Origin of the sequence: Pseudoalteromonas sp. BDTF-M6 (assembly GCF_018334135.1) — a bacterium.
Classification (GTDB): Bacteria; Pseudomonadota; Gammaproteobacteria; order Enterobacterales; family Alteromonadaceae; genus Pseudoalteromonas.
Genome location: NZ_JAGXTQ010000001.1, coordinates 703,903 through 726,264 on the forward strand (window position 1 = coordinate 703,903; position 22,362 = coordinate 726,264).

Below are 22,362 nucleotides of genomic sequence, written 5' to 3' on the forward strand. Positions count from 1 at the left end.
CTCTTCCCTTTATTGATATAGGTTCGACAATGAACAAACAGATCACAACAACAACCAGCACAATTGCTCTTGCCATTAGTTCCGCGCTTAGCTTTTCGACCCTTGCCAACGAATTAAGTTTGGCGCCAAATCAACCCTCGAAATTAAATACGCAGCTAAACGTACAGCAAAAAGCAATTCAAACTAATACTGAGCGCCGTATATATATCGTTGAACTTGAATCCGCTCCCGTGGCCACCTATGAGGGTGGCGTTAAGGGCCTAGCACCAACCAGTAATAAAATTACCGGGGCAAAGAAACTCAATACTCAAAGCAAGCCTTCGCAGGCCTATAGAAAATTTTTAAAAGAGCAACAACGCCAGCTATTAGCCAGCACCAAGTTGAATAATCGCGTCAAATACGATTATCAATGGGTGTTTAATGGCATGGCGCTGGAGATGAGCGCTGCCGAGGCTAAACGCATGGCCAGTATGCCAGGTGTTAAAAGCATCGCCCTGGAACGCCATGAAACCCTAAATACCGATTCTGGACCACAATGGATTAATGCCGAAGTAATTTGGGGCAATTCACCGAGCAATGTGCCCCATTCCCAAGGCGAAGGCATAGTGGTAGCTGTGCTTGATACCGGTATTAATGCGGATCACCCTTCATTTGCACCGATAACCTCCGACGGCTATCAACATATCAATCCTTTGGGCTCTGGTAACTATGTACCCGGCAGCTATTGCGATGTTGCCGATGCCAGTTTTTGTAACGACAAGCTTATTGGCGCCTGGTCGTTCGTCCCCTTTGACGCTAACTATCCATCCCCGGAGGACAGTGACGGGCACGGCTCACACACCGCCAGTACGGTAGCGGGAAATCATCTGAGTGCTGAAATATACGCACCGACAACAAGCATGACGCGCGCTATCTCTGGTGTTGCACCTAGAGCTAATATTATCGCCTACGATGTGTGTATCGAAACCTGCCCAGGCTCAGCGCTATTGGCGGCTGTAGAACAAGTTGTAATTGATGCCTCCAACTTACCCAATGGTATTCACTCGCTTAACTACTCCATCTCAGGTGGCAGCAATCCCTACAATGACTCCGTTGCCCTGGGCTTTCTTAATGCCACTGCCGCCGGTATTTATGTCGCGACCTCTGCCGGTAATGGCGGGCCCGGCGCATCAACGAACGGCCACAATGCTCCCTGGGTAGGCACTACGGGCGCCAGTACACATACCCGCGTACTGGCCAATAGCCTAATTGATATGAGTTCGGATACCGACAGCCTCGCCGATATAAATAGTGTTGGATTCACTTCGGGCTATGGCCCTGCACCCATTGTCTATGCGGGTGATTACCCGACCAATAACGGCTCGAGCAATGACACCCAGCCCGCTCAGTGTCTAGAGCCTTTCCCTACTGGACACTTTGACGGTCAAATCGTGATCTGTGACCGCGGCACCATCGCCCGGGTGGCCAAAGGTGCCAATGTTGCCGCCGGTGGTGCTGGTGGCCTGGTGTTGGCAAATCTTGCAGCGCAGGGTGAGTCGGTCTCGGCCGATGCTCACTTTATTCCAGGTATTCATGTCGGCGTCAGTGACGGCGATACCCTCAAGGCTTGGGTTGCCTCGGTAACTAACCCGGTCGCGTCAATCAGTGGCTTCAGTGCACAAGATGATGAGCAAAGCGCAGATATCATGGCTGACTTTAGCTCTCGCGGCCCAAATAATCGACTTGATATAATAAAACCAGACATAACAGCACCTGGCGTCAGCATCTTGGCGGCGGTAAATACCAATGACCCGAGTGCCCCCGCAGAATTTGGGTTCCTCAGCGGCACATCCATGTCTTCCCCCCACCATGCCGGGGCTGCGGCTATTTTATCGGCGGCGCGTCCCGACTGGAGCCCTTATATGATTCGCTCGGCATTGATGATGACCAGTGACAATTCAATGGTGCGCAAGGAAGATGGTGTAACCCCGGCGGACGCCTTTGATATGGGCGCCGGGCGTATTGATTTATCTCGTGCCGTCGAAGCCGACCTGGTACTGGATGAATCACCGTTAAACTTCTTTGGCGCCAACCCGGACGAGGGTGGCGACCCAAAAACCTTAAATATCGCCAGTATGCAAGACAGCCAGTGTCTGGCCACTTGTAGCTGGACTCGCACCTTTACCAATGTCACCGCGCACACGGTTCATATGGACTTAACGACACAAAGTCATGGCGATGCCTCTTTTTCAGTTAGTCCCTCTCACCTCAAAGTAAAGGCCGGTGAAACTGCCACTGTGACAGTCACGGCAGACACTCGCTTTGCCAGCGGCTGGCAGTTTGGTCAGGTCAACCTTAACCGAGATGGCGATGGCCCGGATCTGCACCTGCCCATCGCCGTAAAAGCCATAGATACCACAGCAGCTGGCGTCCTAAGTAAAACCGTAAGCCAACCACAGGCACAGATAGGCGACACCCTTAGCTATGTTATCCAGATAAACAATGGCCCATACACTGATGTTATTAACCTCAGTGACCATATTCCTGAGGAACTCGAAGTGGTTCCCGGCTCGGAATCGGCTGTGATAGATGGTGGCAGCACCCTGACCCCATTTACCATAGAGGGTAATCATGCGAGCTGGAGCGGCACACTCAATACCAGTGGGTTAGCAGTCAATGCCTCACCCGCCCCATTCGGCTATGTTTCTTTGGCTAGTCTTGGTGTTAACCCCTTTGGCTGCCCTGGCAACTGCGATGACGGCGGCACAATCTTGAATGTACCTAGTTTTACCTACAATGGTGAGCAATACAGTTCGGTGATCTGGTCGGTCAACGGTACTTTGGAAGCCGGCATTTCAAGCATGCTAGCCACTTCCGCTAGCAATACAAATATGCCTAGCAGTGCTGTGCCTAATAATTTGTTAGCGCCTTTGTGGATGGATCTGAATATGGGTGTCAACGGTGACGGTGCCGAGTGGCGTGTTGCCGTTCTCAGTGCCGGCCCTGACCAATACACCGTCTACGAATGGGACAATGTCCCTAAGTTTGGCGACGCCGCCAACCGCTATAGCTTCCAAATTTGGGTACTCAATGGCCCTACTCAAGGTATCTGGTTCGCCTATGCACAATTAGGTGACCTAAGTACGGCTACGGTCGGGGCTGAAAACTATAACGGCACCCTAGGTAGCAGCTATTGGTATAAAGGAACCGGCACAACGCCTATGATAGGCACGGACTTACGCGTGGAGTCCGTAGCCGGTGGCACGGCGACCTTTAGCTTTGATGCCAACGTTAAAAACTGTACAGACGGTTTTGCTAATATCGTTGAGGTTGATCACGATACCAAGCAAGATAAAGCGATGGCCGCGACCAGTTGTAATTAAATCTTGCAACGGCTAATACACAAACGCCACTGCTTTTTATGCGGTGGCGTTTTTATAACTAGCCTTAATGCAACCAGTACGCTGTTGATAACTCTCGGGCAAACGCATTGCAGACAATTTAATCCCCTAACAAAACTGGCTGGGGAAACATCAAGTAGGGATAAAAAAAGGAAGCACTTAGGCTTCCTTTTAAAATTACATTTGTTCGGCAAATTAGAATGACAAGTTATTGAGGATCTCGTCATCAACCAGGTTTGCCAAGGTTACCTTCAGCTTAGGCGTACGGGCCATTTCGCGCTTAATCGCGAAGTTGGCTTCTTCGTTACGGGCCCAGCTACGGCGTGCAATACCATTGTTTACGTCGAACAACAGCATGGATTTCAAGCGACGCTCGGCACCTTCAGTACCATCAAGCAGCATACCGAAACCACCGTTGGTTACTTCACCCCAGCCTACACCGCCACCATTGTGGATAGAGACCCAGGTTGCGCCACGGAAACTGTCGCCGATCACGTTGTGAATCGCCATATCCGCGGTAAAACGGCTGCCATCATAGATGTTTGATGTTTCACGGAACGGTGAGTCGGTACCGCTCACGTCATGGTGGTCACGACCTAGTACGACCGGGCCAATTTCACCGCGATTAATGGCATCGTTAAAGGCTTTAGCGATTTCCATACGACCTTGGGCGTCGGCGTAAAGAATGCGCGCCTGTGAACCCACAACCAGCTTGTTTTGCTTGGCGTCTTTGATCCAGGTGATGTTATCCTGCATCTGCTGCTGAATTTCTTCCGGCGATTCGGCCATGATCTTGTTCAGTACTTCTGCGGCGATGGCATCGGTTTTATCCAGATCTTCCGGGTTACCAGAGGCACATACCCAACGGAATGGACCAAAGCCATAGTCGAAACACATAGGACCAAGAATATCCTGCACGTACGACGGATATTTAAAATCGATGCCGTTTTCGGCCATCACATCGCCACCGGCGCGCGACGCTTCCAATAAGAAGGCATTACCATAATCAAAGAAATAGGTACCACGGGCCGTGTGCTTGTTTACCGCATCGGCATGACGCTTCAAGGTCTCTTGTACCTTAACCTTGAATACTTCTGGCTCTTCACGGATCAATCGGTTTGACTCTTCAAACGTAATATCAACCGGATAATAACCGCCCGACCAAGGGTTGTGCAGTGACGTTTGGTCTGAACCCAGGTGAACAAAGATTTCTTGCTCGTAGAAGCTTTCCCATACATCAACAATGTTACCCACGTAGGCGATAGACACCACTTCTTCATTGGCTTGCGCCTGACGAACACGTTCAATCAAGGCATCCATGTTGTCGATCAGCTCATCAACCCAGCCCTGCTCGTGGCGCTTAATCGCGGCCTTGGCGTTCACTTCGGCACACACGGTAATACAGTTGGCGATGTTACCCGCTTTTGGCTGCGCACCACTCATGCCGCCCAGGCCCGCGGTTAAGAAAATTTTACCCTGCGGACTTTCGCCTTTTTCAAGCACCTTACGGAAGGCATTCATTACCGTAATAGTTGTACCGTGTACGATACCCTGTGGGCCTATATACATAAATGAACCGGCGGTCATTTGCCCGTACTGAGTTACGCCCAGGGCATTGAACTTCTCCCAGTCATCCGGCTTGGAGTAGTTCGGGATCATCATACCGTTAGTCACCACCACGCGCGGCGCATCTTCTGATGATGGGAACAGCCCCATAGGGTGACCCGAGTAAATGTGCAAGGTTTGGTCTTTTTCCATCTCGCTCAGATACTTCATGGTTAACAGATACTGGGCCCAGTTTTGGAATACCGCACCGTTACCACCGTAAGTGATCAGCTCCTCGGGGTGCTGAGCAACGGCTGGGTCCAGGTTATTGTCGACCATCAACATGATGACCGCAGCTTGCTCACATTTAGCCGGGTAGTCAGAGACCGAGCGCGCCTTCATGTCATAGTTAGGCTTAAAACGATACATGTAAATACGGCCAAACTGCTTCAGTTCCTCGGCAAATTCAGCGGCAAGTTCCTGGTGCCATTCTTTAGGGAAGTAACGCAAGGCGTTGCGCACCGCCAGTTGCTTTTCCTCTGGGCTAAGAATGTCTTTACGCTTTGGCGCACGGTTAACACCGGCCGGGTATGGCTTTGGCTCAGGTAAAACACTGGGAATACCTTGTTTAATTTGTTCTTGGAAATTCATTGTAATTAGCCCCCTTAGTTCACGCTAAACGCTTGTGCTTTAACTAGTTCAATCATGGCATCGATATCCGGCTTAAGTAGACGGTCTTCTTCAAGCTTGGCCACCTTTTCGCGAATAATGGCGAAGTTTTTCTCTATGATCTCAGAGCATTTATTCGGACGACGGAACTCGATAGCTTGTGCCGCATACATCAATTCGATGGCAAAAATCTTTTCCAGATTACCCAGGATTTGATTCAGCTTTCTGCCCGAAATGCTACCCATGGATACGTGGTCTTCCTGGCCCATAGAGGTAGGTACGCTGTCTGCCGACGGTGGGAAACACAGTGATTTATTCTCTGTTACCAAGGCTGCCGTCGCATACTGCGGGATCATCATGCCCGAGTTCAAGCCACCGGAGGTGGTCAATAAACGTGGCAGACCGTGCAGGCCTTCAAGCATTAAATAACAACGGCGGTCGGCGATGTTGCCAAGCTCGGCTGCGGCAATCGATGCATAGTCCAATACCATGGCCAATGGCTGACCGTGGAAGCTACCGCCAGAAATCGCTTCTTCTGAGCTGATCACGATTGGGTTATCGGTCACCGAGTTCATCTCGATTTCTACCAGCTCTTTTAGGTGGTTATAGGCATTACGTGACGCACCATGTACCTGCGGGATACAACGCAGTGAGTAAGGGTCTTGCACGCGGTCACAGTCAGTGTGCGAGGCCATGTTCTGTGAGTCTTTGAAGAAAGAACGCATGCGCTTGGCCACTTCGATGTTACCCTCAAACGGGCGGGTTGCATGCAACTCTTCTCTAAATGGTGAAGCACTGCCCTGCATGCCTTCAATGCTCATGGCACCGGCTAAATCGGCTAAATCAAGCAAGTAGCGCATCTTAGTCAGCGCGGTAATACCGTGTGAAAGAATAAACTGGGTACCATTAATTAGCGCCAGGCCTTCTTTGGCGTGCAGCTCAAGCGGCGCTAAGCCATTGGCTTCAAGCAGTTGTGCCGCTGGTACGGCTTTACCGTCTTGCCAGAATTCACCTTCGCCGATCAGTGGCAGGAATAGATGTGAAAGCGGCGCCAGGTCACCCGATGCACCGACCGAGCCTTGCTCAGGCACCACGGGGATAAGATCTAGCTCCAGGAAGGCCAACATGCGCTCTACCACTTCCAGGCGAATACCCGAGAAGCCCTGACTTAAGGCGTGCACCTTAGTGATCAGCATCAATTTTGAAATTGATTTGGCGATAGGCTCACCCACACCCACGGCATGGGTGATCAATAGGTTTTTTTGTAAAAGATGGGTTTCTTCTGGTGAGATCTGCGTATCGCACAAAGGACCAAAGCCGGTATTAATACCGTATACGGCCTTATCGGAAGCGGCCATCACATCAACATTCTGGCGGCTTTTATTAATTTTATCCAGTGCTTGTTGGCAAAGCTCGGCTTTAATGCTGCCATCGGCGATGCCATTAACAATGTCAAGATTTAGCTGGTCTACACCATATCTAAACGTCATCTTATTCTCCTAACTCGTTGTCTGTGCAAAGCAATACTGCTTAATACGGCCATGCTAACTTGCCATAGATGTTTTATAAATACATAATAATCGTAATTCATTCCGATTTTATCGAACTAAAGCTTATAACAAACAGTAAGGGGGTCTGGTGCAAGTTCATGATGTTGATTTACGCTTACTACGCATCTTTGTTGCGATTGTCGAATGTGGCGGATTGGCGGCGGCGGAATCGCGCTTAAACATTGGCCGATCAACCATTAGTTCACATTTATCGGACTTAGAAGTACGCCTCGGCATTAAGCTCTGTAAACGCGGACGCAGCGGATTCGAACTCACCGAGCCCGGACGCATTACCTATCAGGCCTCTTTGGAGCTGTTGCAGCAATGCGAGGCCTTTGCCAGCACGGTCGCGACCTCAAAAAATGAATTATCGGGTCGGGTCAGCCTGGCCATCATAGACACCCTGGTCAGCGACCCGCGCTGCGCCGTTGCGCACGTTATTGCCGAACTTAAAGAGCGAGGCAACAACGTTCAGTTCGATATCAATGTGTGTGAGGCGCGCGAGGTGGAAACCTCTGTGGTTAATGGTCGTGCGCTGGTGGGCATAGGCGTAAGCCGCCATCATTTAAGAGGCCTGGACTATTACCCACTCCATGATGAAACCAACTACCTGTATTGCGCCGAGGGCCATCCCCTGTTCGACTGTGAAACGTCCGCCATTACCGAACTCTTGCAAGATGCAGAGGTGATCACCAGTAACTATATGCGCGACAGGGAAAGCCGAAATGATGGTTTAAATTATCAAAACAGTGCCATCGCCTATCATGACGAAGGTATCGCCCATTTGATTTTATCCGGGAAGTTTATCGGTTACCTACCCGAGCATTATGCCCAGCATTGGGTGGACAAGGGGTTGTTTAAGGCCATCCTGCCCGAGGTGTATAGCTATACCATTCCTGTGGTGTTGATCACCTCAAAAAGCAATTCCGCCTCACCGTTAGCACAGGCGCTGATAGAAGAAATGAAGCGCTGTCACAATGCCATGGCGTAAGTAGGCGTCTTGCAGAAACAAAAAACCCGCCAAGAGGCGGGTTTTTCATAAGCGTTATGCGGAGATTACCAACCGGTTTTCTCTTTAAGCGCTTTACCGATATCGGCAAGTGAACGTACAGTTTGTACGCCAGCTGCTTCAAGGGCTGCGAACTTCTCGTCAGCAGTACCTTTACCACCGGCAATGATGGCACCAGCGTGGCCCATACGTTTGCCCGGAGGAGCAGTAACACCAGCGATGTAAGATACTACAGGCTTAGTGACGTTTTCTTTGATGTACGCTGCCGCTTCTTCTTCAGCTGTACCGCCGATCTCACCGATCATTACGATAGCTTCAGTTTGCGGATCTTTTTCGAACATCTCTAGTACGTCGATGAAGTTAGTACCAGGAATTGGGTCACCACCGATACCTACACAAGTAGACTGACCGAAGCCAGCGTCAGTAGTTTGCTTAACCGCTTCGTAAGTAAGCGTACCAGAACGAGATACGATACCTACTTTACCAGGCTTGTGGATGTGACCAGGCATGATACCGATCTTAGTTTCACCCGGAGTGATAACACCTGGGCAGTTAGGACCGATCATACGAACGCCAGTTTGATCAAGCTTAACTTTAACGTCAACCATGTCTAGCGTTGGGATACCTTCAGTGATACAAACGATAAGCTCGATGCCAGCATCGATAGCTTCAAGGATTGCATCTTTACAGAAAGGTGCTGGTACGTAGATTACTGATGCAGTTGCGCCAGTTGCTTCTACTGCGTCACGTACTGTGTTGAACACAGGTAGACCAAGGTGAGTTTGACCGCCTTTACCAGGTGATACACCACCTACCATCTGCGTGCCGTACTCCAGTGCTTGCTCAGAGTGGAAAGTACCCTGACCACCAGTGAAACCTTGGCAGATTACTTTAGTGTCTTTATTAATTAGTACAGACATTATTTGCCCTCCGCAGCAGCAACAACTTTTTCAGCAGCGTCTGTTAGAGATTCTGCAGCAATGATGTCTAGACCTGAGTTCGCAAGAACGTCACGACCTAGTTCAGCATTAGTACCTTCAAGACGTACAACTACAGGAACGTTTACGCCCACTTCTTTAACTGCACCGATGATGCCTTCTGCGATCATGTCACAACGTACAATACCGCCGAAGATGTTAACTAGAACAGCTTTAACGTTGTCGTCAGAAAGGATGATCTTAAACGCTTCAGCTACACGCTCTTTAGTCGCGCCGCCACCAACGTCTAGGAAGTTAGCTGGCTTACCGCCGTGTAGGTTTACGATGTCCATAGTACCCATTGCTAGGCCTGCACCGTTAACCATACAACCTACGTTACCGTCTAGTGCAACATAGTTAAGTTCCCACTGTGCCGCGTGAGCTTCACGCTCGTCTTCTTGCGAAGGATCGTGCATAGCGCGGATTTTAGGCTGACGGTACAACGCGTTACCATCAACACCGATTTTACCGTCTAGACAGTGAAGGTTACCTTCTTCTGTGATTACTAGAGGGTTGATTTCAAGTAGAGCGAAATCGAAATCGTTGAACATGTTCGCAAGACCCATGAAGATCTTAACGAATTGCTTCATTTGTGTTGGGTTAAGACCCAATTTGAAGCCTAGTTCACGAGCTTGGTAAGCTTGAGGACCAACTAGAGGATCGATCTCAGCTTTGTGAATTAGTTCAGGCGTTTCTTCTGCAACTTGTTCGATTTCAACACCGCCTTCAGTTGACGCCATGAAAACAACTTTGCGTGAAGCGCGGTCGACAACAGCACCAAGGTAGAGTTCGTTAGCAATGTCTGTGCAGCTTTCAACAAGGATCTTAGCAACTGGCTGACCGTTTTCGTCAGTTTGATAAGTTACTAGGTTTTTACCTAACCAGTTTTGAGCGAAATCTTTGATCTCTTGTTTGCTGTCAGCTAGTTTTACACCGCCCGCTTTACCGCGGCCACCGGCGTGAACCTGACATTTAACAACCCATTTGTCACCACCGATTTTATCAGCGGCTTCAGCAGCTTCTTGAGGCGTGTCACATGCGTAGCCTTCAGAAACTGGTAAACCATATTCGGCAAAAAGTTGTTTTGCCTGATACTCATGCAAATTCATGATGCTTTATCCAATTTTTTGTACTAAAAGAGCTGAATAAATATGCAATTTATTCAACCATCCCAAATTGCGCACCTAGTATAGTTCTCATGGCAATGCTTGAAAACCCTAGTACGACTAAAGGTGGCAAAAAAAAGCTGCGACAAGGGCCGCAGCTTAATTTTTATGCAAATATGACGCTTATACGTCTAGTAGAAGACGCGTAGGATCTTCTAACATCTCTTTGATAGTTACCAAGAAGCCTACCGACTCTTTACCATCGATTTGACGGTGGTCATACGATAGTGCTAGGTACATCATAGGTAGGATTTCTACCTTACCATTTACCGCCATAGGACGGTCTTGGATCTTGTGCATACCTAGGATTGAAGACTGCGGCAAGTTGATGATAGGCGTAGAAAGCAGTGAACCGAATACACCACCGTTAGTGATGGTGAAGTTACCACCTGTCATATCTTCAACCGTTAGCTTGCCGTCACGGCCTTTAAGCGCTAGCTCTTTGATGCCTTTTTCGATTTCAGAAACAGACAGTTTGTCACAGTCACGAAGTACCGGCGTTACCAGACCACGTGGAGTAGATACCGCGATGCTGATGTCGAAGTAGTTGTGGTAAACGATATCATCGCCATCGATTGACGCGTTTACTTCTGGGAAGCGCTTAAGTGCTTCAACCACTGCTTTCACGTAGAAAGACATGAAACCAAGGCGGATACCGTGACGCTTTTCGAATACTTCTTGGTATTGTTTACGAAGATCCATGATAGGCTTCATGTTTACTTCGTTGAAGGTCGTCAACATGGCCGTTGAGTTCTTCGCTTCAAGTAGACGGTTAGCAATGGTCTTACGAAGACGTGTCATAGGAACACGTTTCTGCGTACGGTTGCCAACTGGCGCAGGAGTCGCAGCGGCAGCAGTTTCTTGCTTAGCAGGCGCGCTCTTAATGAAGGCATCAACGTCTTCTTTGGTTACGCGACCGTTTTTGCCAGAACCCTTGATTTGTGAAGCATCAAGACCTTTCTCAGCGATTAGACGACGTACTGAAGGTGTAAGTGCGTCGGCTGCACTGTCATCGCTTGATGCGTCGGCAGCAGGAGCCGCAGCAGGCGCAGCGCCAGCAGAAGCACCGGCTTTCATTTTACCGATCACTTGCTCGGCAAGTACCGTTTCACCTTCGCCATGGATGTGCTCACCCATTACGCCATCTTCAGGTGCTACCACCTCAAGAACAACTTTATCAGTTTCGATATCAACCAGGTTTTGGTCGCGGCTTACCGCCTCACCTGGTTGCACGTGCCATGTAGCGATTGTTGCGTCAGCAACAGATTCTGGAAGTACAGGAACTTTAATATCCACTTCTTTACCTTCTTGTGCGCCAGCAGCGACTGGAGCGGCTTTGTCTTCAGATGGAGCTGGCTCAGAACCAGCGTCAGCGGCATCAGCTTCACCGATAATGGCAATTACCTGCTCGGCAAGCACTGTTGCGCCTTCTTGTTCTTTAATTTCAGTGATCACACCGTCTGCAGGTGCAACAACTTCTAAAACAACCTTGTCGGTTTCGATGTCAACCAGGTTTTGATCGCGACTTACTTTGTCGCCAACACTCACGTGCCATGTTGCGACTGACGCGTCAGCAACTGACTCAGGAAGAACAGGAACCTTGATTTCTGTGGTCATCTCTTATCCCTTATTTTTTAATGGTAAGCGCGTCAGCGACTAACGCTTGTTGTTCTTTAGTATGTACGGCCATATAACCGCATGCAGGCGCTGCAGAGGCTTTACGACCTGCGTATGTTAGGTTTGCACCCTCTGGAATTGAATTCCAGAAATGGTGTTGTGAGCAGTACCAAGCACCTTGGTTCTGTGGCTCTTCCTGACACCATACAAAATCTTTCACATGGCTATAGCGCTCAACAATGTTTGCCATTTCCTGGTGAGGGAACGGGTATAACTGTTCAACACGCACAATAGCAACGTTATCAAGCTCTTGCTTGCGACGCTCTTGCAGTAGTTCGTAGTAAACCTTACCGCTACAGAACACCACACGCTCAACTTTCTTGGCATCAAGATCATCGATTTCGTCGATCATGTTGTGGAATACGCCTTCAGAAAGCTCTTCCAATGAAGATACCGCAAGCGGGTGACGTAGCAATGATTTCGGCGTCATTACGATAAGCGGACGACGAAGAGGACGTACCGCCTGACGACGAAGCATGGCGTAAACCTGTGCCGGAGTCGAAGGCACACATACCTGCATGTTGTGATCCGCACACAGCTGTAGGAAACGCTCAAGACGTGCCGAGCTATGCTCTGGGCCCTGGCCTTCATAGCCATGAGGTAGCAAACAAGTTAGACCACACAGACGGCCCCACTTTTGCTCACCTGAGCTTAGGAATTGGTCGAATACAACCTGAGCACCGTTAGCGAAGTCACCGAACTGCGCTTCCCACATAACCAGCGACGTAGGCTCTGCCGTGGCATAACCATACTCAAACGCCAGTACGGCCTCTTCAGAAAGGACCGAGTCATATACCTCGAAGGCACCCTGGTTCTCGCTGATATGTTGCAGTGGCAAATACGTTGCAGCGTCGGTTTGATTGTGCACAACCGCGTGACGGTGGAAGAAAGTACCACGGCCTGAATCCTGACCCGTTAGGCGGATGTCCGTGCCCTCTTCTACCATGGTTGCGTAGGCAAGCGTTTCCGCCATACCCCAGTCCAGCTTTTTGTCGCCGGCAGCCATGGCCTTACGATCGTCATAAATTTTCTTAACGCGCGACTGAGCCTTGTGGTTTTCAGGGTATGAAGCCACCTTGTTGCCAAGCTCTTTCAGCTTTTCAACAGGCACGCTGGCATCGTATTGCGTATCCCAATCGTGGCCAACAAACTTAGACCATTCTGAAGAATGCTTAGTCTCTGGCTCAATTTCTTCAACCACGCAGTGACCATCATCAAGACCACCGCGGTAGGTATCGATCAGGTTTTTGATTTCAGCTTCTGTGAACAGACCTTCGGAAATCAGCTGTTGCGCATAAATTTCGCGTGGTACAGCATGCTTTTTGATCTTCTGATACATCAAAGGCTGTGTAGCATTTGGCTCGTCGGCTTCGTTGTGACCGTGACGACGGTAACAAACCAGGTCGATAACCACATCACGCTTAAATTGGTTACGGAAATCAAGGGCGATTTGGGTAACCATGGCAACCGCTTCTGGGTCGTCTGAGTTAACGTGGAAAATCGGCGCCTGAACCATTTTAGCGATGTCGGTACAGTAGTCAGTAGAACGTACGTCATCCTGGTTCGAGGTTGTAAAGCCAACTTGGTTGTTCACAACGATACGTACACTACCTCCCACCTTAAAGGCGTTGGTTTGTGACATATTGAAGGTTTCTTGCACTACGCCCTGACCGGCGATCGCCGAGTCACCGTGAATGGTAATAGGCAGGGCCTTAGAACCGCTTTCACAACCAAGACGGTCTAGACGAGCACGGACCGATCCCATGACTACCGGATTAACGATTTCAAGATGCGACGGGTTAAATGCAAGTGCCATATGGACACTGCCGCCAGCGGTTGCGAAATCTGAAGAGTAACCCATGTGGTATTTAACGTCACCCGAACCTAGGGTGTCGTCGTGCTTACCGGCAAACTCATCGAACAAGGCCGACGGGTTTTTACCCAGTACGTTTACAAGCACGTTAAGGCGACCACGGTGGGCCATACCAATAACCGCTTCTTGCTGGCCACTTTCACCGGCGCGGTGAATCAGCTCTTTCAGCATAGGTACTAAAGCATCACCACCTTCCAGTGAGAAACGCTTTGCGCCTGGGAATTTAGCACCCAGGTACTTTTCTAGACCATCGGCGGCGATCAGACCTTTTAGGATACGTTTTTTGGTCGCGCTATCGAATTGCGGGCGAGCCTGCACCGATTCTAAACGCTGTTGTAACCAACGCTTTTCTTCGGTCGATGTGATGTGCATGTATTCAGCACCGATAGAACCACAATAGGTGGTCTTAAGTGCTTGATAGAGATCACCCAGTTTCATCATCTCACCGCCTGCGGCGAATGAACCTACATAAAACTCGGTATCGAAATCTTCTTTGGAAAGGCCGTGGAATTCTAAGTCTAAATCGCGTACGCGTTCACGCTGCCATAGACCCAATGGGTCAAGGTTCGCATTTTGATGACCACGGAAACGAAAAGCATTGATAAGTTGCAGAACTTTGATCTGTTTCGGGTCGCCTTGACCCCCTTCTGCAATAACTACTTCTCGGTGTTTATTTTTTGCCAGTTCGGCGAATTCGGCTCTAACTTGTGAATGTTTGGTTTCTACATCCACGCCTTCCACTTTTGGAAGTTGTTCGAACACTACACGCCATTCTTCTGGCACTGAAGTCACATCATCAAGATATGCTTCATAAAGCTCCTCAACATAAGCAACGTTGCCGCCGTATAGATGAGAAGACTCTAGCCATGCCTTCATCACACCATCGTGCATTTATAAGCCCTTTTATCTAGCGCAGATTTACATTGTCTAGCCTACTCAGTAATTGAGTAAGTGATCGAAGAATGGCCAGACAGATGTCTAGCCATTCTTTGCGTTATTATGCCCTTAAACAGAACGATTAAGAAGCATAGATTTGATTTGACCAATCGCTTTAGTCGGATTCAAGCCTTTCGGGCACACGTTGACACAGTTCATGATGTTGTGACAACGGAATACGCTAAATGCATCGTCCAAATCGGCCAAGCGTTCTTCGGTTGCTGTATCACGGCTGTCCGCTAGGAAACGGTATGCGTGTAGCAAGCCTGCTGGGCCAATAAATTTGTCTGGGTTCCACCAGAAACTCGGACAAGAAGTAGAACAACACGCACACAAGATACACTCGTATAGGCCGTCAAGCTTGTCACGCTCTTCGATTGATTGAAGGCGCTCGCCTGCTGCCGGCGTGTCATTGATTAGGTACGGCTTCACTTTCTCGTATTGGGTATAGAACTGAGTCATATCAATTACGAGGTCGCGCACTACCGGTAGACCTGGAAGTGGACGAATAACTACCTTGCCCTTGCCGTTTTTCTGCAATGCAGAAATAGGCGTGATACAGGCCAGGCCGTTTTTGCCGTTCATGTTTACACCGTCAGAACCACATACACCTTCACGGCAAGAGCGGCGGAATGCTAGGCTTGGATCTTGTTCTTTTAATAGAATCAAGGCATCAAGCACCATCATATCGCGGCCTTCTTCCACCTCTAGGGTGTAGTCCTGCATGCGCGGTGCGTTATCCACATCTGGATTGTAACGATAAACAGATAATTCTAAAGTTGCCATCGTCATCTCTCCTAGTAAGTACGAGCTTTAGGTGGGAACGCTTCACGCAGCTTAGGCGCGTAGTTCACGTCACGTTTTGACATCTGCTCTGTCTCAGGGTTGTAAACACTGTGACATAGCCAGTTATCATCATCACGCTCAGGGAAGTCAAAGCGTGAGTGCGCACCACGGCTCTCGGTACGGAAGTTAGCAGCAACAGCCGTCGAGTAAGCAGTTTCCATCAGGTTGTCTAGTTCTAGACATTCGATACGCTGGGTATTGAAGTCGCTTGATTTGTCATCAAGACGAGCGAACTGTAGACGCTCTTTGATTTCTTTAAGTTCTTTAAGACCGGTGGCCATTGCATCACCTTCACGGAATACCGAGAAGTTAAGCTGCATGCACTGCTGTAGGTCTTTCTTAATTTGAACTGGATCTTCACCTTGACCAGGCTTAGATGTTTCCCAACGATTGAAGCGTGCAAGTGCACCATCGATGTTGTCAGTTGAAGCATCACGCTGCGCTTGGTAATCGTTTAGGTAAGTACCTAGGAAGTTACCCGCTGCACGGCCGAATACTACAAGGTCAAGAAGTGAGTTACCGCCTAGACGGTTAGCACCGTGTACAGATACACAAGCAATCTCACCTACCGCGAATAGACCTTCTACCAGCTTTTCGTTACCAGCATCATCAATGTTCAGAACCTGACCATTAACGTTAGTCGGTACACCACCCATCATATAGTGACAGGTTGGGATAACTGGAATTGGCTCTTTTGCAGGATCTACGTGGGCGAATGTTTTCGCCAGGTCACATACGCCAGGAAGACGTAGGTTAAGCGTTTCTTCACCTAAGTGGTCTAGCTTAAGTTTGATGTGAGGACCCCAAGGACCTTCACAGCCACGACCTTCACGGATCTCAGTCATCATTGAACGAGCAACAACGTCACGTGATGCCAAGTCTTTAGCATTTGGAGCATAACGCTCCATGAAACGCTCGCCGTCTTTGTTTAGAAGGTAACCACCTTCACCACGACAACCTTCCGTTACCAGTACACCGGCACCGGCGATACCGGTTGGGTGGAACTGCCACATTTCCATGTCTTGCATTGAAACGCCGGCACGCGTTGCCATACCAACACCGTCACCTGTGTTGATGTGTGCGTTTGTGGTAGAGGCGAAGATTCGACCTGCACCACCAGTAGCAAGGACAACCGCTTTAGACTTGAAGTAAACCACTTCACCGGTTTCGATGTCGATTGCTGTACAACCCACAACGGCACCGTCGTCGTTCTTAACTAGATCTAGTGCATACCACTCAGAATATACGTTGGTTTTGTTCTTAACGTTCTGCTGGTATAGGCAGTGAAGAAGTGCGTGACCTGTACGGTCTGCCGCAGCTGCTGTACGCGCAGCCTGCTCACCACCAAAATTCTTCGACTGACCGCCGAAAGGACGCTGATAAACACGGCCATTTTCAAAACGTGAAAATGGAAGACCCATGTTTTCTAGCTCGGTAATCGCTTCCGGGCCTGTTTTACACATGTATTCGATAGCGTCTTGGTCACCGATGTAATCAGAACCTTTAACGGTATCGTACATGTGCCATTCCCAGTTATCCTCGTGCGAGTTACCTAGCGCTACGGTGATACCACCCTGCGCCGATACCGTGTGAGAACGAGTTGGGAAAACTTTAGAAATAAGAGCACAAGACTTGCCCGATTCGGTGATAGCCAGTGCTGCACGCATACCTGCGCCGCCGGCACCAATTACTACCGCATCAAATTCGCGAACTGAATATTTCACTTAAACACCCCATAGAACGAATAGGCCGATTACTACGTAAGTAAGCGCCATAAGGTTTAGTACGAAGCCAAGAAACGCGCGTAGTTGAGCGTTCTTTACGTAGTCAGTTAGTACCTGCCAAAGGCCGATACGTGCATGCACCATGATGCAAGTCAGTGCCACAAGCGTGAACACTTTCATTGCTAGGTTGCCGAAAAGGCCTGACCATGCTTCATAGGTTAGTGCTGGAGTGCAAAGCAGATAACCAATAATAAAGAGTGCATATGCGCTGATTACTAACGCGGTAGCACGAAGAGATACGAAATCCTGAACGCCATTGCGCTTAAGAGATGCTTGATTTAAGACCATAGCCAAACTCCCGCTAAAACAGCAACAATTACCCACAACACGAAACCAGCTTTTGCAGTCGCGTTAGCTGAGTCTAATTCTTTCCACGGACCCAAATCTTGGATTAAGTGGCGTACACCTGCGATGAAGTGATACGAAAGAACGGTGAGGGTACCCCAGGCGATAAATTTGGCAACAAACCCGGTTAACAGGCTTTTGACAAATTCAAATCCTTCCGGAGAAGATAAAGACTCAGCCCATGCCCAAATCACAAAGGTCAAGGCAAAGAACATTGCTACACCGGTGACGCGGTGAAGAATTGAAGCTTTGGCCGTTGCTGGCATAGAGATGGTCGTTAGATCGAGATTTACAGGTCTTTGCTTTTTCACAGTTACTTGCCCATCTTGCTCACATTGAAAAATAGAGCCATCTACATTGTTTTTATAACCATTTATGCATCACTGCATAAATGCGCTCACAGAAATAAACCGCAGACATGCGAAAAATTCACTTTAGGTGTTCGACTTTAAAGCGAATTTCCACTGATTTGTCATAATCGGTTTACTCAAAGACGTTACGGTATTGAACCTCAGACAGTATATAAGTCTGTAGAGGATATTACAATTCTTGTTTAGTCTCGCAGGTTTGCGAATTAGCCATTGGTATAATATTTAATCTGCGAGGAATATTTATTATACGAATATGCATTAAAATTGACTTTCTACCCCTCTTGTACGTTAGAATGATCGCAATTTGCTTAACATTAGTATCACGCATAACAGCAGCAGCTTGTTATTCTTATTAGGAGATAAATAGATGGCAGATAAGAAAGCCACAGTTCATATCGATGGACACGACCCGATCGAGCTTCCAATTTATGAAGGCACAGCGGGTCAAGACGTTATCGACGTTCGTACCTTGGGCTCTCACGGTTACTTCACTTATGACCCAGGTTTTATGTCGACTGGCTCTTGTGACTCATCTATCACCTACATCGATGGCGCCAAAGGTGTACTACTACACCGCGGTTACCCTATCGACCAGCTAGCAGAGAACTCAAACTACACCGAGCTTTGCTACCTTCTTCTTAACGGCGAACTGCCTACCGCAGAACAGCTTGAGAAATTTTCAAACTCAATCACATTAAGCACCATGGTTCACGAGAAAGTAGCCGCTTTCTTCCAGGGCTTCCGTGTTGATGCTCACCCAATGGCGATGCTATGTGGTGTGGTTGGTGCTATGTCTTCTTTCTACCACCAGGACCTGGATATTGCCGACCCTGCACAGCGTAAGCGCAGCGCAATCCGCTTGGTAGCTAAGTTGCCTACTATCGCAGCCATGGCGTACAAATACACCATTGGTCAGCCTTTCGTTTACCCACGTAACGACTTGAGCTACGCCGAGAACTTCCTACACATGATGTTCTCCGTACCGTCTGAAGAATACAAGGTAAGCCCAGTGCTAGCGAAGGCAATGGACCGTATCTTTATGCTTCACGCCGACCACGAGCAAAATGCGTCTACTTCTACAGTACGTATCGCGGGTTCTTCTGGCGCTAACCCTTATGCCTGTATCGCAGCCGGTATCGCATCACTGTGGGGCCCTGCTCACGGCGGCGCTAACGAAGCTTGCTTAACCATGCTACAAGAAATCGGTTCGGTCGACCGTATCGACGAATACGTTGCCAAAGCCAAAGACAAGAACGATCCGTTCCGTCTAATGGGCTTCGGTCACCGCGTTTACAAGAACTTCGACCCACGTGCCACGGTAATGCGTGAAACCTGTCACGAAGTACTGAAAGAGCTTAACATCGAAGATCCACTACTAGACGTTGCAATGCGCCTAGAGCAAATCGCCCTAGAAGACCCGTACTTTGTTGAGAAGAAGCTTTACCCGAACGTAGACTTCTACTCAGGCATCATTCTTAAGGCTATCGGTATTCCTACCAGCATGTTCACCGTTATCTTTGCCATGGCCCGTACCGTAGGTTGGATCTCACACTGGGATGAAATGCTATCTCAGCCTGGTCACAAGATCAGCCGCCCACGTCAGCTATACAAAGGCGCAACTATGCGTGACTACGTAAGCCAGGATAAGCGTTAAGCGCCCTGCTGTAGGCACTAAGTAGTAAACATCTACTTAACTACGATGAAATCGGCTAAAGAATTCTCTTTAGCCGATTTTGTTTTTTGGGGCTTTTGCAAAGTAAAATGAACGAAAGCTGAAAAAACAAAATTCCTATCTTTAAAATCTTTAAAATCAATATGTTATAGAACCAAAAACTAATTATCACCCCGTTTGGTTCATGGTGAAAATGAAGCCTTACTGAATGTTCTTGTAAATATATAAATTTATTTCGTGCCTATCTAAACTCTATATCTTGATCTAATTTCCTGCCTATCTTTTCAGCATCTAATTGAGTTTCAAAACGTTTTTTCAGCCTTCAAAAATCTAATGAAAAAACATTAAAAATTCTCCCTTAGATTACTTGCTTGAGTTGATCATTTTTTATACCATCCCTCCACGAATCGTATGGAATGTAAACAACAGGCACTTCCTTACTGATATGAGCTTAAAAGCCGTTTTTACTAATTTTACGCTCAAGCATACAGATATTGTTAGCTAGAAAAAGGCAAATTAAGGGAAACCTTGATACGCAAAACGACCGGCCTAAGGACATTGTCTAAGGCAGCGGAGTTGCCGAGGCGATGATATGTCATCTCCCTCTTCCCGTTTTCATGCACGAACACTTTATTCGCTTTGTTGCGCTGTATCGCTGAGCTATTTTGATGTAGGTAAACATGAAACAATCTTCCAATAAGCTAACAGCATTTCTCCCAGCTCTTAACGATGGGGGCAAAACCATTGCCAAATATCTTCTCCCAAGCGTAATGGCTCTATCCGGTGTTGCTTACTCGGCCTCTTCCCTGGCTTCTACAACCGGTGAGCAAAAAACCCTGGTCCTTATGGTTAACTTCCAGGAAAACCCCGCGGAGCAGCCTATGACCAGCGCAGAAGCCCGTGAACTGATGTTCGGTACCATCAATGATTACTACAAGGCGAATTCATACGGACAGCTTTGGTTTACTGGCGAGGTAGGAGGCCTGGTTACCGTGCCCTTGTCTAATCAGGATTGTAATACCTCTTACATCCTCGAAGAGGAAGCCAAAAAACAAGCTCAGGCTAAAGGTATCGACCTCTCAGGCTATACGCGCTTTGTCTATCTCACCACCGGCGATGGCTGTGCTACTGAGGGCTCTGCAACCACGTCCAGTTTACCTTCGAGAGTAATCATAAATGGTGCCAGAGAACCTAGAGTATTAGCCCATGAGCTGGGACATAACCTAGGGCTGCGCCATGCAAATGCTTTGAACTGCACCGATGGAGTACTTGGCGGCAGTTGTCGTACAATTTCTTATGGCGATAGTTATGACACCATGGGTAATGATGATATGGGCTACTTTAGTACCTTCCAAAAGGAGCGTTTAGGTTGGATGACTTCCTCTGTTGCACCGGAAATTAGTGTGGCCGAGCGCACAGGTACCTACTCCCTCGGCGCCTATGAAGAAAACGATGGCCAACCAATTGCTATTAAAATTCCCCGTGGCCTTGATGCCAACGGCAAACAGCGTTGGTTATATGTCGAGTATCGCCAAGCAATCGCCCACGATGATTTTCTCGCTGACCGCTCTTACAGCTTTTTTCGCGATGATGTTACTGCCGGTATTGTCGTGCGCCAGGCAACCGAGGGAGACGCGTACAGTAGTCAGCTACTGCATATGAAGCCCAATTCTTATTATGAGCAACAAACGGGCTATAAAGACTGGGGAGATCCGGCCCTTCCCGTCGGAGGCACCTTTACAGATCCAGAATCTGGCGCAACCATTAGTTTGATAAGCGCACAAGATGGAAAGGCCGAGGTGAGCGTCACCTTTGGTCAAACAAGCTGTGCGGCGCAGACACCTAGCCTATCTGCTACGCCACTTTCCTCCACTGAAGTCAGTGCCGGAGCTCAAGTTAGCTACATGGTGAGTGTAACCAATCGAGATTCAAATAGCTGTGGCACTTCCACTATTGACGTGCGAGCGCTCTTGCCACAGGGCTGGTATGCCGACAGTGAGCAGGTATCTCTTGCGCCAGGTGAATCTGTAGACGTTACGCTAAGTGTCACCTCGGCTGTAGATGCCGCAGCCAACACCTATCCGTTAACAATTAATGCAAGCAATAGCGACAAGGTAGCAAGCACACAGGTCGCTTACACTGTTATCAGTTCATCGGGTGAATTGCCGATTACACCTGTACTAAAGGCCAATGACGACCAGGTGGCAATCACCAGCCTAAGCTCAGTTATTGTCGACGTTATGGCCAACGATACGCTGTCAGAGCCTGAAACGGTTAGGCTAGTAACGGTAAGCGGAGCCAGCAAAGGCAGTGTCGAATTATTATCGGATGGAGCCGTACGCTACACCCCTGGTAAGCGCTTTAAAAACAGCGATAGCTTCAGCTATACCATTAGTGACGGCATCACCAGCGCAACGGCCAATGTTAGTATTGCACTGCAAAAAGGCGATACAGGTGGGGGAGCCACTAAGCCTGGCCGAGGTAAAAATAAATAAGACAAAAAAAGCCTAGCGAATTTACCGCTAGGCTTTTAAATTGAAACGATTTATCTCCTTAGTTTAC

Annotated in this window: 14 protein-coding genes and 1 riboswitch; of the genes, 4 read left to right on the forward strand and 10 right to left on the reverse strand. The window is 48.6% G+C overall.

The features are described from left to right. Positions 1-29: 29 nt before the first annotated feature. Positions 30-3,362, forward strand: coding sequence for a S8 family serine peptidase (locus tag KD147_RS03195; RefSeq protein ID WP_212546869.1), 3,333 nt, complete (start codon positions 30-32; stop codon positions 3,360-3,362). Positions 3,363-3,575: 213 nt separating this feature from the next. Here KD147_RS03195 and hutU read toward each other — a convergent pair whose 3' ends face one another. After that, positions 3,576-5,576 (reverse strand): urocanate hydratase, encoded by a 2,001-nt coding sequence (gene hutU / locus KD147_RS03200; protein WP_212546870.1) that lies wholly within the window; start codon positions 5,574-5,576, stop codon positions 3,576-3,578. Between the two features lie 14 nt (positions 5,577-5,590). Then, positions 5,591-7,084: a histidine ammonia-lyase gene (gene hutH / locus KD147_RS03205; RefSeq protein ID WP_212546871.1), complete on the reverse strand. Its 1,494-nt coding sequence runs from the start codon at positions 7,082-7,084 to the stop codon at positions 5,591-5,593. 148 nt (positions 7,085-7,232) lie between these two features. Here hutH and KD147_RS03210 point away from each other — a divergent pair, with 148 nt between their 5' ends. Continuing rightward, positions 7,233-8,135 (forward strand): LysR family transcriptional regulator, encoded by a 903-nt coding sequence (locus KD147_RS03210; RefSeq protein WP_212546872.1) that lies wholly within the window; start codon positions 7,233-7,235, stop codon positions 8,133-8,135. Between the two features lie 65 nt (positions 8,136-8,200). On the opposite strand, the gene sucD is transcribed toward KD147_RS03210, so the two are convergent. From sucD to sdhC, 8 genes are all read right to left on the reverse strand, one after another. Further along, positions 8,201-9,073, reverse strand: a complete 873-nt coding sequence (sucD, locus tag KD147_RS03215) for a succinate--CoA ligase subunit alpha (RefSeq protein WP_105199038.1) — start codon at positions 9,071-9,073, stop codon at positions 8,201-8,203. Then, entirely contained in the window at positions 9,073-10,239 is a 1,167-nt protein-coding gene (sucC, locus tag KD147_RS03220; RefSeq protein ID WP_105199039.1) for an ADP-forming succinate--CoA ligase subunit beta, read from the reverse strand. Before sucC ends, sucD begins: the two co-directional genes overlap by 1 nt. 180 nt (positions 10,240-10,419) lie before the next feature. Next, entirely contained in the window at positions 10,420-11,913 is a 1,494-nt protein-coding gene (gene odhB / locus KD147_RS03225) for a 2-oxoglutarate dehydrogenase complex dihydrolipoyllysine-residue succinyltransferase (protein WP_212546873.1), read from the reverse strand. 10 nt (positions 11,914-11,923) lie between these two features. Then, positions 11,924-14,737, reverse strand: a complete 2,814-nt coding sequence (locus KD147_RS03230; protein WP_212546874.1) for a 2-oxoglutarate dehydrogenase E1 component — start codon at positions 14,735-14,737, stop codon at positions 11,924-11,926. A 114-nt stretch (positions 14,738-14,851) separates the two neighbouring features. Then, a complete protein-coding gene (locus tag KD147_RS03235) occupies positions 14,852-15,568 on the reverse strand; it encodes a succinate dehydrogenase iron-sulfur subunit (protein ID WP_105189709.1) in 717 nt (238 codons plus the stop codon). Positions 15,569-15,579: 11 nt separating this feature from the next. Further along, a complete protein-coding gene (gene sdhA / locus KD147_RS03240; RefSeq protein WP_212546875.1) occupies positions 15,580-17,352 on the reverse strand; it encodes a succinate dehydrogenase flavoprotein subunit in 1,773 nt (590 codons plus the stop codon). Further along, the gene (sdhD, locus tag KD147_RS03245; RefSeq protein WP_105189707.1) at positions 17,353-17,700 is read right to left on the reverse strand and encodes a succinate dehydrogenase, hydrophobic membrane anchor protein; all 348 of its coding nucleotides are present in this window, start codon (positions 17,698-17,700) and stop codon (positions 17,353-17,355) included. It lies immediately after the preceding gene. After that, on the reverse strand, positions 17,691-18,068 hold the full coding sequence (gene sdhC / locus KD147_RS03250) for a succinate dehydrogenase, cytochrome b556 subunit (RefSeq protein WP_105254189.1): 378 nt from the start codon (positions 18,066-18,068) through the stop codon (positions 17,691-17,693). Before sdhC ends, sdhD begins: the two co-directional genes overlap by 10 nt. A 427-nt stretch (positions 18,069-18,495) precedes the next feature. On the opposite strand from sdhC, the gene KD147_RS03255 reads away from it, so the two are divergent. Both KD147_RS03255 and KD147_RS03260 read left to right on the forward strand, forming a co-directional pair. Then, positions 18,496-19,782 carry a citrate synthase gene (locus KD147_RS03255; RefSeq protein WP_105254190.1) on the forward strand — a complete coding sequence of 429 codons (1,287 nt, stop codon included), beginning with the start codon at positions 18,496-18,498 and terminating at the stop codon, positions 19,780-19,782. A gap of 518 nt (positions 19,783-20,300) precedes the next feature. Then, positions 20,301-20,384: riboswitch (cyclic di-GMP riboswitch) on the forward strand. Positions 20,385-20,480: 96 nt separating this feature from the next. Then, positions 20,481-22,295, forward strand: a complete 1,815-nt coding sequence (locus KD147_RS03260; RefSeq protein ID WP_212546876.1) for an Ig-like domain-containing protein — start codon at positions 20,481-20,483, stop codon at positions 22,293-22,295. The last annotated feature ends 67 nt before the right edge of the window (positions 22,296-22,362 follow it).

Bases quoted from the DNA above. Each gene is read 5' to 3' on its own strand.
- KD147_RS03235 (WP_105189709.1), bottom strand. From the start codon at position 15,568: ATGGCAACTTTAGAATTATCTGTTTATCGTTACAATCCAGATGTGGAT.
- hutH (WP_212546871.1), bottom strand. From the start codon at position 7,084: ATGACGTTTAGATATGGTGTAGACCAGCTAAATCTTGACATTGTTAAT.
- KD147_RS03230 (WP_212546874.1), bottom strand. From the start codon at position 14,737: ATGCACGATGGTGTGATGAAGGCATGGCTAGAGTCTTCTCATCTATAC.
- KD147_RS03255 (WP_105254190.1), top strand. From the start codon at position 18,496: ATGGCAGATAAGAAAGCCACAGTTCATATCGATGGACACGACCCGATC.
- hutU (WP_212546870.1), bottom strand. From the start codon at position 5,576: ATGAATTTCCAAGAACAAATTAAACAAGGTATTCCCAGTGTTTTACCT.
- sucC (WP_105199039.1), bottom strand. From the start codon at position 10,239: ATGAATTTGCATGAGTATCAGGCAAAACAACTTTTTGCCGAATATGGT.
- odhB (WP_212546873.1), bottom strand. From the start codon at position 11,913: ATGACCACAGAAATCAAGGTTCCTGTTCTTCCTGAGTCAGTTGCTGAC.
- sucD (WP_105199038.1), bottom strand. From the start codon at position 9,073: ATGTCTGTACTAATTAATAAAGACACTAAAGTAATCTGCCAAGGTTTC.
- sdhD (WP_105189707.1), bottom strand. From the start codon at position 17,700: ATGGTCTTAAATCAAGCATCTCTTAAGCGCAATGGCGTTCAGGATTTC.
- KD147_RS03260 (WP_212546876.1), top strand. From the start codon at position 20,481: ATGAAACAATCTTCCAATAAGCTAACAGCATTTCTCCCAGCTCTTAAC.
- KD147_RS03195 (WP_212546869.1), top strand. From the start codon at position 30: ATGAACAAACAGATCACAACAACAACCAGCACAATTGCTCTTGCCATT.